12 protein-coding genes are annotated in these 12,958 nt (G+C 35.4%); 2 read left to right on the plus strand and 10 right to left on the minus strand.

Annotated features, from left to right (window positions below; genetic code table 11):
* Positions 1-102 precede the first annotated feature (102 nt).
* The 8 genes from acs to FLB_RS08330 all read right to left on the minus strand — a co-directional run bounded on the left by acs (position 103) and on the right by FLB_RS08330 (position 9,802).
* The gene (gene acs, locus FLB_RS08290; RefSeq protein WP_064715485.1) at positions 103-2,010 is read right to left on the minus strand and encodes an acetate--CoA ligase; all 1,908 of its coding nucleotides are present in this window, start codon (positions 2,008-2,010) and stop codon (positions 103-105) included.
* Positions 2,011-2,024: 14 nt separating this feature from the next.
* Positions 2,025-2,384 (minus strand): response regulator transcription factor, encoded by a 360-nt coding sequence (locus FLB_RS08295; RefSeq protein ID WP_064715486.1) that lies wholly within the window; start codon positions 2,382-2,384, stop codon positions 2,025-2,027.
* On the minus strand, positions 2,381-5,089 hold the full coding sequence (locus FLB_RS08300) for an ATP-binding protein (RefSeq protein WP_064715487.1): 2,709 nt from the start codon (positions 5,087-5,089) through the stop codon (positions 2,381-2,383). Before FLB_RS08300 ends, FLB_RS08295 begins: the two co-directional genes overlap by 4 nt.
* Before the next feature lie 315 nt (positions 5,090-5,404).
* A complete protein-coding gene (locus tag FLB_RS08310; protein ID WP_064715489.1) occupies positions 5,405-5,620 on the minus strand; it encodes a DUF6814 family protein in 216 nt (71 codons plus the stop codon).
* A 12-nt stretch (positions 5,621-5,632) separates the two neighbouring features.
* Positions 5,633-7,171 carry an MFS transporter gene (locus FLB_RS08315; RefSeq protein WP_064715490.1) on the minus strand — a complete coding sequence of 513 codons (1,539 nt, stop codon included), beginning with the start codon at positions 7,169-7,171 and terminating at the stop codon, positions 5,633-5,635.
* Between the two features lie 19 nt (positions 7,172-7,190).
* Positions 7,191-8,570, minus strand: coding sequence for a hypothetical protein (locus tag FLB_RS08320; protein ID WP_064715491.1), 1,380 nt, complete (start codon positions 8,568-8,570; stop codon positions 7,191-7,193).
* Positions 8,571-8,661: 91 nt separating this feature from the next.
* Complete coding sequence (locus FLB_RS08325) at positions 8,662-9,081, minus strand: helix-turn-helix domain-containing protein (protein WP_064715611.1); 420 nt, start codon at positions 9,079-9,081, stop codon at positions 8,662-8,664.
* 220 nt (positions 9,082-9,301) lie between these two features.
* Positions 9,302-9,802: a DUF456 domain-containing protein gene (locus FLB_RS08330; RefSeq protein ID WP_064715492.1), complete on the minus strand. Its 501-nt coding sequence runs from the start codon at positions 9,800-9,802 to the stop codon at positions 9,302-9,304.
* Between the two features lie 57 nt (positions 9,803-9,859).
* Between FLB_RS08330 and FLB_RS08335 the strand changes: the two genes are divergently transcribed.
* Together FLB_RS08335 and FLB_RS08340 are read left to right on the plus strand one after the other, a co-directional pair.
* On the plus strand, positions 9,860-10,243 hold the full coding sequence (locus FLB_RS08335) for a hypothetical protein (RefSeq protein WP_064715493.1): 384 nt from the start codon (positions 9,860-9,862) through the stop codon (positions 10,241-10,243).
* A 47-nt stretch (positions 10,244-10,290) separates the two neighbouring features.
* On the plus strand, positions 10,291-10,767 hold the full coding sequence (locus tag FLB_RS08340; RefSeq protein ID WP_064715494.1) for a hypothetical protein: 477 nt from the start codon (positions 10,291-10,293) through the stop codon (positions 10,765-10,767).
* 108 nt (positions 10,768-10,875) lie between these two features.
* Here the strand turns inward: FLB_RS08340 and FLB_RS08345 are convergent, their stop codons facing one another.
* The gene (locus FLB_RS08345) at positions 10,876-11,979 is read right to left on the minus strand and encodes a glycosyltransferase family 2 protein (RefSeq protein WP_064715495.1); all 1,104 of its coding nucleotides are present in this window, start codon (positions 11,977-11,979) and stop codon (positions 10,876-10,878) included.
* Positions 11,976-12,953, minus strand: a complete 978-nt coding sequence (locus FLB_RS08350) for a lysylphosphatidylglycerol synthase domain-containing protein (protein WP_064715496.1) — start codon at positions 12,951-12,953, stop codon at positions 11,976-11,978. Before FLB_RS08350 ends, FLB_RS08345 begins: the two co-directional genes overlap by 4 nt.
* Positions 12,954-12,958 lie beyond the last annotated feature (5 nt).

Genomic DNA, 12,958 nt, shown 5'->3' on the forward strand with positions numbered 1-12,958 from the left:
TCATGAGGAGTGTACTATATTTATTTTAAGTGTTCTTTGTTTCTTTAAAATATAAAATCGGTTGTTTCATTAGTTATGAGACAACCGATTTTTTTTTTAAAATTAAAGTTTTCCATTTTTTATTTCATCCACAATTTCTGGATTTAATAAAGTGGTCGTGTCACCAAAATTAGAGAAATCCCCCTCAGCAATTTTACGGAGAATTCTACGCATAATTTTTCCAGAACGTGTTTTTGGTAATCCAGTTACAAATTGTATTTTATCTAATTTGGCTATTGGACCAATATGATCGGAGATGTATTGATTAATTTCTTTACTCAAATTGTCACGATCGCGATATTCTCCTGTTTCTTTTAAAATGACAAAGCCATACAACGCATTTCCTTTTATATCATGTGGAAAACCTACAATTGCTGATTCTGCAACAGCTGGATGTTCATTTATGGCATCCTCGATGGGAGCAGTTCCTAAATTATGTCCCGATACTATGACCACATCGTCCACACGGCCGGTGATTCTATAATAACCAACTTCATCCCTTAAAGCACCGTCTCCAGTGAAGTACTTTCCTGGAAATGCGGAAAAATAAGTTTCTTTATAGCGTTGATGATCCCCCCAAATGGTGCGTGCGATACCAGGCCACGGAAATTTGATACACAAACTTCCCGTTATTTGATTGTCTTCAATCTCATTTCTTTTATCGTCCATAAGAACGGGTTGTATGCCTGGTAAGGGGAGAGAAGCATAAGTTGGTTTTGTAGGGGTTACAAAGGCTAAAGGAGAGATCAAGATTCCTCCTGTTTCGGTTTGCCACCAAGTATCTACTACGGGGCAGCGTTTGCCTCCCACATGGTCATTGTACCAATGCCAAGCTTCTTCATTAATTGGTTCTCCAACAGAACCTATAACTTTAAGCGACGCCAAAGGAAATTTTTGTACATACTCAAGTTTCTCTTTTGCCAAGGCTCGAATGGCGGTTGGCGCAGTGTAAAAGTGCGTTACACGATGCTTTTCTATGGTTTCCCAAAAGCGACTAAAAGTTGGATAAGAAGGAATACCTTCAAACAAAACGGTTGTTGCTCCATTTAACAAGGGGCCATACAAAATATAAGAATGTCCCGTAATCCATCCTATATCGGCAGTACACCAAAACACATCGTTGTCTTGGTAATTGAATACATTTTTGAACGTATAGGCGGTATAAACCATGTAGCCAGCGGTTGTGTGTACCATCCCTTTTGGTTTTCCGGTAGAACCTGAAGTGTATAATATAAATAAGGGATCTTCAGCATCCATAATTTCAGCCACATTGTTATCCGAGGCTTCGTCTAGCAAAGGTTGTAGCCATAAGTCTCTTCCTTCTTGCATAGTAATTTGTGTGTTTGTTCTTTTGGCTACCAACACTTTGGTTACACAGGGGCATTTTTTTAAGGCTTCGTCAATAATTCCTTTCAAGTCAATGGTTTTGTTGCCACGATATCCTCCATCGGAAGTGATAACCATTTTGCATTCGCTATCATTGATTCTTGCGGCAACGGCTGAATCTGAAAAACCTGCGAACACAACAGAATGTATGGCGCCAATTCGGGCACAGGCTAAAACGGCAACCGCCAATTCAGGGATCATTGGAAGGTAAATGCATACGCGATCTCCTTTTTGTATTCCTTGATTTCTTAGGACATTGGCCATTTTGTTTACACGTTCAGAAAGCGCGTTATAACTAATATGCAAAGCTGATTCAGCTGGATCATTTGGTTCAAAAATGATAGCGGTACGTTCCCCGTTTTTGGCTAAATGTCGATCGATGCAATTTTTGGTAATATTTACTTTTGCATTTACAAACCATTTAATATCAGCTTGTGCCATATTAAAATCGATAACTTTTTCCCATTCTTGGTACCAGACAAAGTTTTCGGAAGCTATTTTGTCCCAAAACTTCTTAGGTTCACGTATCGATTTTTTGTAGTGTTTAAAGTATTCTTCTAATGTGTTGATTTTGAAATAGCTCATGGTAATATTTTTTTCTAAATTAATTCGTGTACTTGTTCAACTAATTTTTTGATTGAAAAAGGTTTTAAGACATAGCGATCTGCACCAAGGGACAAACCTTTTTCAATATCCTTTTCTTTATTTTTTGCAGTTAAAAAAATCACTTTGCAATGGCTTAATCGTGAATCTTTTTTTATTTGCTCTAAGGTATCATATCCATCTACCAAAGGCATCATCACGTCTAAAATGATAACATCCGGCAGCTGATCTTTCAAAATTTCTAGTGCTTCTTGTCCGTCTCTAGCAATAAAAACTTGAAAATTGTTTTTTTTAAAAGTATATTCTAACGTCATTAGAATATTGGGTTCATCGTCTACTAAGAGTATTTTTTTCATAAACTGATGGGTTCAGAGGTGTTATAGTTTGGTAATGTAAAAGTAAAAGTGACGCCTTCGAGAGTTGCATTAGACGCCCATATTTTTCCTTTGTGGTGCTCGATAATTTGTTTGCAAATGGCAAGTCCTAGTCCGCTTCCTATTGGCTTTTTTACATTTTGATTTCTGGATTGGTAAAACTTGTCAAAAATAGCTTCGTAGTCTTCTTCATTAATTTTTTTTCCATTATTGTGAATGCGCACCACAACAAACGATTGCTCCTCGCTAACCGAAATTGTTATTCTTCCATGAGGTTGCGCACAGAACTTTATGGCATTAGAAATTAAATTATGCACGACCTGAATGATGCGTTCTTCGTCATAAAACGCTCTGATGTTTGGGGATGGTGTGTCAAATTTGACGTTAATTTTTTTGTTTTGTATTAATTGTTGTAAGGACAATAACGTTTTATTGATGGTTTCGGTCAAATTGTTTTTTGATAAATAAATCTTTTGTTTTCCAGTTTCGAATTTTTCTAAATCCAAAATTTTATCAATCAAACGATTCAAACGGTCCGATTCTGAAATTATATTTTGAAGAAATTGTTGTCGCATTTCAGTTGGGATATCTTCATCGTCATGCAATATTTCACTCGCCGCTCGGATGGCCGTTATTGGTGTGCGCAATTCGTGGGTAACGGTATCTAAGAATTCATCTTTTTGAATGTCTTTGTTGCGCAGTTCTTGATTGGCTTGTTGGAGTTGCGCTGATGTTTTTTGAAGGGCATTAGTTGTCTCGCTGAGTTTTTTATTTACAATAATATTTTCTTGTGATTCTTCGAGAATCCTTAAAACTTCGGGCAAGGCTATTTTTTCTTCTTTGACTACGCTGGCAATAAGTATTTTAGAAGAAGCTGTTCCTATGTGACCCGTCAATAAATTTTCAGCAAATTTGATAAATCTAGCATCTGCTGTTACAATGTTTTGGTCAATATTATACTTGGAATGAAATAGAGAAAGCGCTCTTTTGGTTCTCACTTCACCTAAGAATCGCTCCAAAACTTTTTGAATATCGGCTACATAAGCCACTCCTTTCCATACAAAGGCGTTTTCTAGATTGCTACTATATTTTTCAATATCAACAAACATTTCGGCATAATTGCGTTCGCGATAATTGCCTTTAAAACTCACCGAAACGGCAAAGTAAATCATAAAGTTAAACAACATACTCCAAAATAAAGCGTGCGGAATGGGATCTAAATAATCCAATCCGAATAATTGAAAGGGTTTTAACAATTTAATTCCAAACAATCCGTCGGCAATAAACGTGCTATTTGTGTTGGATAAACCAATGGTATAAGGAATCAATAAGGTATAAATGCAAATAATAAACCCAACCAAAATTCCATAAACCGCTCCTAATTTAGAACCTCTCCTCCAAAATAATGCTCCGAAAAATGCGGGTGCTAATTGAGAAATTATTACAAAAGCAACTAATCCTATGGAAACTAATGTATAATTTAATCCAAAAAAACGATAAATAAAATAAGACAAAATAATCAAAGAAAAAATTCCAATTTTTCTGCTATTTATAATACTTTTTTTGCTGATTGCTTCGGCGATTTTGAGTTTTCCTAATAAATTGTATGGAATTAATATGTTGTTGGTAATCATTGTAGAAAGCCCGATAGAAGACACAATAATCATCGAAATTGCAGCAGAAAAACCTCCGAGAAACACCATAACTGTAAGCGTTTTTTCATCAAACAATTGCGGTATTAATAATGAATAGGCATCTGAATTTACATTTTTATTTTCAAACAAAATATTGCCTCCCCAAGCTATTGGATAAACAAATAGGTTGAAAATCAGCAGATATAATGGAAAAAGCCAAACTGCCGTATTGATATGATTTTCACGATTGTTTTCGATTACCGAAACTTGAAATTGTCTTGGTAAAAGAAATATTGCAAACATTGAAAGTACGCAAAGTAAAAACCAGTTAATGGCTTGAGATAGACCGCCTATGGTGTTTTTTTCTTTAAAGTGTTCTAACAAACTTGCTTTTTTGTAGATATCATCAAAGCCATCAAATACAAAAAAACTTACATACACTCCAATTATAACAAAGAATACCAATTTCAAAACGCTTTCCATTGCTACTGCTGTAATAATTCCTTTGCGTTTTTCGGAGGCATCTACATATTGGGTGCCATAATAGGATGCAAAAAGTGCCAGTGCTACCGCCACAAGAGTTGTGGTGTCATTAAAAATATAGTTGCTTAAGGGGGTTTTAGTTACAATATGAAAAGTTTCGGAAATTGCTTTGAGTTGTAAAGAAATATATGGGATAATTCCTGTTAGGCAAATTACGGTAACAAGTGCACCCAAAAAGCGGCTATTTCCGTAACGAAGCGAAATAAAATCGGCAATACTTGAAATTTTATTTACCCTAGAAATTCGAATTATTTTGCGAAGAATCAAAATCCATGATGGCGCAATTATTATTGGGCCAAGATATATAGGGAGATAACTTAATCCGCTATTTGCTGCAACTCCAATGCTTCCATAATACGTCCAAGCCGTACAATAAACCGCTAATGATAAGGAATAAACATAAGGATTATTTGTCCATTTGCTATTGCCTTTTTTTTCAGCCCAATGTGCAGTATAAAAAAGTACTGCCAAATATCCTAAAAGTACCGCTAAAAGAAATATACTATTCATTATATCGTTTTACAATTAGAAAAGTAATAAAGATGGAAAGCAACCAAATGGAGAAAAAGTAAATGTAAACCACAGGAAAACCAAGAAAATTTTGTGCAGAATCGAAAAGCAATACAATAGGAAGATTAAAGCCTATTAATAAGACTATAGAAACAATAACTAACTTTTGTTGATGTCTTTTTTTCATTTTTCTAATTCAAATCACTTTTTTAAGAAAACACACAGTCTTTTAAACTTCTTAAATTTTTAAATTTCTGAAAATGCTCAGAAGCCCTTAAAATACTAAGAGCTTCTGAGACAAATTAATAAAATTATTTAATCTTCGTATTCATTGGTAATGGCATACCAACCAAAAATTGTTAAACCTGCAAAAATCATAGGTAAAAGAATAAAGAATATGATGATTCCAAAAACTAAATCCTCTTGTTTGCCAGAAGATAATCTCTCTCCAAAAATGTCAAATGAATAATACGCTACTGCAACAGCAAGTGCAATCCAAACAATTCCTAAATATTTTTTTAATGCGTTCATAGTTTTATATTTTTAGTCGTGAAGAGTATTAATTTTTCTATCAATGTAAATCATTCCGATAACGAAACAAACTGCGGCTATTCCAATTGGATACCATAAACCTTCAAGGTAAAATTCTACATCACCAGCTTCTTTAGATTGCGTAACAAAATAGGTAGAAATTGCTGGAAGTAAACCTCCAAAGATACCATTTCCAACGTGATAAGGTAACGACATCGACGTATATCTAATTTTAACTGGGAACATTTCTACTAGGAATGCAGCAATTGGACCATAGACCATCGTAACAAAAATTACTTGTATGAAAACCATAAAGATTAAAAACCAACGATCACTACTGTTAATCATTTTGGTAACTTTTGTTTCAATTTTATCTTTTCCTTTGTCGTCAACCATTACTTTTCCTGCCTCAAAATGGATAGTTTTAATTTCTTCAACTGTAGTTCCATCGGTGTAAGCTTTTGTTGTTGTATAAATGGAATCCATTTTAGTAGCATCAACTTCTTTTATAGAAGGCACAACTTTAGTTTGAGCAACAATTTCTGTTTTCTTAGTCAAATCTGTTGAATTATACATTGCTCTATAAATTGGACGATATAATAAAATCGCTAACAACATTCCTGTCATCATAATTGATTTTCTACCCCATTTATCACTTAACCATCCAAATACAACAAAGAACGGAGTTCCTATAATTAATGCTACACCTAAAAGCATATCTACTTGAGAAGAATCAATACTTTGAACTGTTTTCAAGAAGTTCATTGCGTAAAATTGTCCAGTATACCAAACTACACCTTGTCCCATTGTAGCACCAAATAAGGCAAGAAGAACGAATTTTAAATTGAATTTATTTCCGAAACTTTCTTTTAATGGATTAGTAGAAGTTTTTCCTTCAGCTTTTGTTTTTGCGAAAGCTGGAGACTCGTGCATGTTTTTACGAATCAAATAAGAAACCAAAACCATTAAGATTGATACCCAAAATGGTACTCTCCAACCCCATTCGTCAAAAGCTTCTTTAGATAATAACCCTTTTGTAATTAATATTACCATTAATGAAATGAATAAACCCACAGTAGCTGTTGTTTGAATCCATGAAGTCCAATATCCTTTTTCTCCTGCTGGAGCATGCTCTGCTACATAAGTTGCCGCACCACCATATTCACCACCAAGCGCTAAGCCTTGGAGTAAACGTAGAATTAATACTAAAATCGGAGCTGCAAAACCAATTGTTTCATAACTCGGAATACATCCAATTACAAATGTTGCACCCCCCATTAACATTAACGTTACCATGAACGTATATTTTCTTCCAATTAAATCGCCTAATCGTCCGAAGAAAAGGGCTCCAAACGGACGTACAACGAAACCTGCTGCAAATGTTGCTAACGTTGACAAGAAAGCAGCTGTTGGATTATCTGTTGGAAAGAATTTGGTTGATAATACTACGGCCAAACTTCCGAAGATGTAGAAGTCGTACCATTCGATCATGGTACCCATGGAGGAAGCCGAAATGACTTTCCAGATTCCTGTTGTTGATTTTTTACTCATTTGGTTGTTGTTTTTTGGTTTATAAATAAATTTGTAATTGCACTATAAATTCTCCTTTGCTTTGTTCTTTTACGCCAGGCGCGCTAAAAACAGGTCGAGTAGAATATTGTGCGGTTATTTTGGAATGATGTCCATCAAGAAGAAAATTAGCACCAAAATCATATTGTGTACTAGATTTTTGCAGCGCATCAAAATCTTTATAGGTGATCGCTCCATAAGGTTGGATCCTAACTTTTGGTTTTTCATTTTTATTAGGCAATAAAAAACCAGCTTGGGTGTACCAAATTGATCCACTTCCAATAGTAGGTTGAGCATTTCCTGGGCCAGCAAGAGCTCTGTTGCCTGTAAAATTAGGGTCAGAAGCACCAATATTCATGATGCCGATGTTACGTAAATAATTGGGACCAAAATCATAATTATAGTAAACGCTGTAGGCGGTGATGGCCATTTTTTGTTCTTTTTTTCCAATGGGGAGATCCAAAAAGGCATCTGCAGCAAAAAGATTCATATCATGTTTTTGAATTTGATTGTTTACTGATGATTTTGTAGCATCAGGAGCTGTATAAAATCCAAGGCCAATATTGAAAACTTTTTTCGTGCCTACATAAGTACCTACTTTAAAAGGGAGCAAATTAGATTCTTGATCCAAAAATTGATATTCGAAATAACCTGCGGTAGACCATTTTGCATTGCCATTATTATCAACCGCAACCGCATTAGCAGCATTGTTTACATTTGTTGGGGTAACATTTGTTGCAAAGGGTTTGTTGTGACTTAAACGGTATTCAAATTTGCCGTATTTTCCTTTTGCAAAAAGTCCTACTTGACGCGCAAATTGATCGGAATTTTCAATCAGCGGCCAGTTAAATATGGGAGCATCAATAGTCAAGAAATTTAGTGTCGAAGCCATTGTTTCTCTTGAAAGCCCCATGTAATAATGCAATCCTCCTCCTAATGAAAGACTAAATTTCTTATCTTTTTGAGGTAATACTACTGCATACTCATTCCAAGCATCGTGAAAAAATAGTCCAGGTTTTTTACCTGCTCCATAAGCTCCAGTTCCAGTAGCTCCTGAGGCGCCACCGCTTGTGAAAGATTGATTATTGATTCCGAAATGTGTTACGATCATATAGCGAGGTGACAATTGGGAGTAAGCCAGAAAGCGTAACCTTCTGTTGCCAATATCACTGGTGCTTGTAGTCGCCTCATTGCCTACCGCGGTTCCTGGATTCATTTGCGAAGAGCGAAACCAAATTTGGTTCCATGCTATAAATCGCATGTATTTTGAACCGTTATCATTCAAGTTAAATTTCATACCGCTACCGTATTCACTTGAGCCTTGGGCTAGAGTGATAAAAGAAAAAAGGAGCGCTACTAACAGAGGAAAATTTTTTTTCATAAAATTAGTTTTGGTTGGTTTTTACAGTGCCAAATTCTAATTTAATTTCACAAAAAAAAATAATGCTATATTTTTTTGTAAATAGGTATAGTTAATCTTTAAAACGCTCCCATTTAATAAGCATAAATTTATCTCCAAGTTCGGTTATGATCATTCCTGCTCCTGTCAAAAGACTTTTGTTTTTGAGATATTCTATTAATTCAGAATGATTTAAAATGCGATAGGTAGGGTGGTAGTTAGCGTGCGATGGTTTTTTGATGTTAAAAGATTTTACCCAATTGCTGACAGTTACGTGTGAGACGCCCAAAATCCGTTCAATCTCACGATAACTCAAGCCTTCCAAATATAGTTGTAAAGCTTTAGTAACATAATAGTCGTCAATCTTTTTTCCTAATTTATTTACGGTAAAAAAATAATTGCATTTTTTACAAGAATACCTTTGTTTATTAGTAATGATGCCGCTTTTTATCAAATGATCACTTTGGCATTTTGGGCAACATAAAAGTTCCATATATACATATTTTGCATAAATATAGTAATTTTGCAACATTGTAAAAAAGTAATACTGAATTTTAATTTACTTTTTTTTGAACATACCTTATTTTTAATAGATAAAACGGATAAAATTCGTAATTTTTAACAAAAATTACTAAAGGCGAAAATCAAGACTAGAAAGTTTTTCAGCTCGAAAATATTTTTTTGATTTTGAAGTGTTTTGTGTTGCTCAGGTCTTACCACAAATTAGCTTTATGCTGCCAAACAATCCAAACGAAAACTCCTAAATGCATCACACACACAATAAATTTTAGAAAACTAGAAGCTAAAAAACCAATGAAAGAACCAGTAGCAGCTTTTAGCGCACGATTGTGGTCTTTGTTGTCGTAAATCATCTCGCCAATAAAAGCGCCAACAAAAGGACCAATAATGAACCCAAAAGGAATAGGAGTCAATAATCCAACCACTAAACCGATATTCGTTCCCCAAATTCCATACGAACTGCCTCCAAATTTTTTGGTTCCCTTGGCAGGAATGACATAATCTAAAATCGTTAAAAGAAGTGTAATTGCTAAACTGATGCCCAAAACCCAATAATTAACTGGTATAGCATCGGTACAATACAACAAAAACAAACCTACAAAACTCAGACTAGGACCAGGTAAAACAGGTAAAAAGCTGCCAAAAAGCCCTACAATAAGAAATACAAACCCGACGACCAAAAGCAGTATGTCCATAAATTAATTTTTAGTAATTTTGAAAGTATATTTGTAGTGTTTTATTACGATATAACTATGAAAAAAGACCTTTTTTCAACTTTTATAGGGTTTGGTTTATGCCTCTTTTTCTCTTTGCTTTGTCATGGACAATCGCAAAACGAGAAAACTCAAGATGACCTTTTAAAAGAAAGATTGTCAATTCAGTATAAAGCTAAAGTATTAAACTTTAACTTAAAAGAATTTGATGCTTTGTTTTTTGAATTTTTCACTAAGAAAGAAGATCCAAATATAGTGCTATCGAGAGAAGAATTTTATACCTATACGGTTCAAATTGCCTTGTTTTCAGACCGATTGAAAGCGCTGTATCCGGATCAAAAAGCAATTGCTGAAGAGAATAAAAGGAAATGGATGTCGGAGCGATACGAAGATTATCTCCAATCCAAACCAAATAAAAAATAATAAGTGTATTTTTATCCCAAAATAAGTCCAACCCAAAAAACTCTGCTTTGAGTAAAAGTTATTGCTACATTTTGTTACTGGTGTTCGCCTCTTGCCAATACTTTGAGAAGCAAGTTCCCTCTGAAAAGGAATTGCTGCAAAAGGAATTGAAATCCATTAATTGGAAAGAAGTTGACGAATATCCCTCTTTGGTAGATTGTGAAGTCGTGACCGACAAGAAGCAACAACAACAATGCTTTTTTGAGCGATTGACACAGTTGATTCAAGAAAAATTGAGCGTAGACACCTTGGCGGCGTTGTATCCAGAGCTTGACACCATCGAAGTCAAAGTCACCGTTTTTCCCAATTCAACCCTGAAATTTGAACCCCAATTCACAAAAGATTCGGTGGCTTACGATACCATCAAAATCGATAGTATTCTTCGCGCTCGATTGGTCGGTTTTCCTAAAGTGAATCCCGCCATTAAACGAGGAATTCCTGTAAAAACACAATTCATCTTGCCGGTAATTTTAAAAGTAGAATAATTTTTTTCAGGAGCTAATCCAGCTGTCCACTATATCTGTCGCTCCGAACCCCGGAGCCACAGGATGCCGTTCCCATCTGGGCTAGGGTAGTCGAGTGTAACCAAACGATTATTTTTCAAATCGCCTCCCTTTCCATTCGTAAGAACCAAAAACAGCATACAAAGCCACACTAGTACTAAAAAACGGATAGAGTAAGCTACTACTTATCCAATAACGTATTTTGGAAGGACTCAAAAAACGATATGTTCTGTAAAGCAAAACCGAATCAACCATAAATTTCGCTAGCCAAAGTATTGCGATATAGGTGAACGAAATCCAGCCCAAAAATCCCAATACTAATCCCAAAATCAAACTAAGATTACCCGCAAAAACTACTAATCCTAATCCTATCCCAAACCGACTCTGATAGGAGCTAGTTTTAGAAGCCCAACGCACGCGCTGATGAAACAAGGCTTTCCAGCTATTCGTAGGTTGTGTTCGGACAATGGTGTCCTTCGATTTTAAATAATGTACTTTTTCTGGACATTGCGCTATGGCTTTTTGCAACAAGAAAACATCATCGCCACTGGCTATTTTGTCATTGCCTGCAAATCCATTCAATTTTTGAAAAAGAGATTTTGTATAAGCAAAATTGGCGCCATTGCACATAAAACCTTTGTTAATCCCAAAACTTCCAATGGTAGCGCCTTGTAAACTCGTCAAATCCAATTGCTGAAAATGATGCAAAAACGAAGGCTTGCAGTCATAAGTAACCGCCCCAGCAATCATTTCTACTTTATGATTTTGAATAAAAGCATCCATTGTTAGCAACCAATTTTCGGGAACAACACAATCGGCATCGGTGGTCACTATCCACTCGTTGTTGGCCAAAGGAACACCCGTCGTGATGGCGTCTTTTTTGGGTGAATTCGATTGTCGAATAGTGTTGATGATACTCACTGAGAACTGAGAACTGAGAACTGAAAACTTTTCTTCCGATGCATCATCAATCAATAGCACTTCAAATAAATCCGTCGGATACTTTAGTTTGGAAATACTTTCTAGTAAAATCGGTAAATTTTCTGCTTCATTGCGAAAAGGTACTAAAATAGAGAACGTGGTTTTTGGAGTCACCTCTTGTTTTTTATACAACGGCACTTGGGAACAACCGTAAATCAGCCAACTTATAGTCAACACATAAACGATTACTATGCCTAGTAAAACAAAAATCATTGTTTTTCTTTGAGATTAATGTTTCCCCCTTCGGAGACTAAGGGACTTTTAAATCTCAAAACAAAATAACTTCCAATAGCCACTGGCAATACTACATTTAAAAACCACATTAAAGTCGAAATGAAAACCACAATCCACTCGTTTACGCCCAAAATTCCAAAGAAAAAAACGGCCACACTTCCTTTTACCGCAAAATCCAAAAATTGAAAAGTTGGCAAAGACGAAGCTAGAAAATAGACCGAAGCAATCGCAGCCATCATCGTTAAATAGGGTAAATCCACATCAAAAGCCAAAAACAAAAAATAGTATTGATGCGAGAATACCAAGTAGCGACAAGTACCCAGCAGGATGTTTTTTTGATGAATCGCTTTTGGAATCTCATTGATTTTATGAAGTAGTTTTTCGATGGAGTAGCCTTTAATGTTGATTTTCTTTGAAAAAAATACAATCAATATGATTAACAAAAGTCCTCCAAAGAGCAATAGCACTGTTTTTGGTTTGATTATGGCGAAAATAGCATTGAAATACAACAAGCCTAAAATGCCAAAAACGATGCTCAATAGCATTTGTATTCCGTTGCAAATCAGATTCAAAAAGATGATTTTTTTGGTTGATTTTTTGTCAAAATACAAGGCTTTTCCAGCATATTCCCCCACGCCGTTTGGGGTAAACAAACCCGCAGTCAAAGCAGCCAGCACCTGTTTGGTGGATTCGCTTACCGAGATGGGATGCAGAAAATGGACTAAGTTTTGCCATTTCAGAATTTCGAAATAGCGATTCAACACACTAAACGAGAGGATAAAAAGAATGCCTCCAATAGATTGATTCTTGCGAAACAACACTATAAACTTCTCCCAATTGAGTTGGTCATTGTTGGCGAGTTGGTTGTAGATAAAATAAAACGCTCCCCCTACAATCAAAAGTTTGACTAGAAGTACAAGGAATTGTTTAGTTTTGTGTGGAATTGAAATCATAGACC

This window comes from Flavobacterium succinicans (assembly GCF_001662485.1).
Taxonomy (GTDB): domain Bacteria; phylum Bacteroidota; class Bacteroidia; order Flavobacteriales; family Flavobacteriaceae; genus Flavobacterium; species Flavobacterium succinicans_A.

Coding starts and splice junctions, on each gene's coding strand:
- acs (WP_064715485.1), bottom strand. CDS start 2,010: ATGAGCTATTTCAAAATCAACACATTAGAAGAATACTTTAAACACTAC.
- FLB_RS08295 (WP_064715486.1), bottom strand. CDS start 2,384: ATGAAAAAAATACTCTTAGTAGACGATGAACCCAATATTCTAATGACG.
- FLB_RS08300 (WP_064715487.1), bottom strand. CDS start 5,089: ATGAATAGTATATTTCTTTTAGCGGTACTTTTAGGATATTTGGCAGTA.
- FLB_RS08310 (WP_064715489.1), bottom strand. CDS start 5,620: ATGAACGCATTAAAAAAATATTTAGGAATTGTTTGGATTGCACTTGCT.
- FLB_RS08315 (WP_064715490.1), bottom strand. CDS start 7,171: ATGAGTAAAAAATCAACAACAGGAATCTGGAAAGTCATTTCGGCTTCC.
- FLB_RS08320 (WP_064715491.1), bottom strand. CDS start 8,570: ATGAAAAAAAATTTTCCTCTGTTAGTAGCGCTCCTTTTTTCTTTTATC.
- FLB_RS08325 (WP_064715611.1), bottom strand. CDS start 9,081: ATGGAACTTTTATGTTGCCCAAAATGCCAAAGTGATCATTTGATAAAA.
- FLB_RS08330 (WP_064715492.1), bottom strand. CDS start 9,802: ATGGACATACTGCTTTTGGTCGTCGGGTTTGTATTTCTTATTGTAGGG.
- FLB_RS08335 (WP_064715493.1), top strand. CDS start 9,860: ATGAAAAAAGACCTTTTTTCAACTTTTATAGGGTTTGGTTTATGCCTC.
- FLB_RS08345 (WP_064715495.1), bottom strand. CDS start 11,979: ATGATTTTTGTTTTACTAGGCATAGTAATCGTTTATGTGTTGACTATA.
- FLB_RS08350 (WP_064715496.1), bottom strand. CDS start 12,953: ATGATTTCAATTCCACACAAAACTAAACAATTCCTTGTACTTCTAGTC.